This is a genomic window from Paenibacillus forsythiae T98 (assembly GCF_000520735.1).
Lineage (GTDB): Bacteria > Bacillota > Bacilli > Paenibacillales > Paenibacillaceae > Paenibacillus_AQ > Paenibacillus_AQ forsythiae.
In genome coordinates this window covers 1-315 of sequence record NZ_ASSC01000310.1, presented here as the reverse complement: position 1 = coordinate 315, position 315 = coordinate 1, and the positions used below count along the sequence as shown (strand labels likewise).

1 protein-coding gene is annotated in these 315 nt (G+C 48.9%); it reads right to left on the bottom strand.

All coding sequences use genetic code 11. The features are described from left to right. Positions 1-100: 100 nt before the first annotated feature. Positions 101-315, bottom strand: a 215-nt coding sequence (locus tag L692_RS28335) for a zinc ribbon domain-containing protein (RefSeq protein WP_036723084.1), incomplete at its 5' end; no start/stop codon positions are given.

The following is a 315-nucleotide window of genomic DNA, read 5'->3' as shown; positions in this document are numbered from 1 at the left end:
GTGATGACTCCCATCCCTAAAGGGAGGGGCTTCTCAGGTCAACGGAAACGGCAACCCATTTCCTCGCTGAAGGCTCCATCCGAGCCTAAGCTTTCAGTGTTCAGGCCGTTGCTCTTTGCAAAATGTTGATCGCAGCGTTCACATCTCGATCCGCGACGTAACCGCAATGCTGGCAGTTGTGAATACGTTCCTTCAGTTCTTTTTTGACGATTTCACCGCAATGAGAGCAAAGTTGCGATGTATTGCGTGGGTCAACTTGTTTCACGATTCTACCAGCACTCTCAGCCTTGTATTTCGTGAATTGTACGAGTTGAT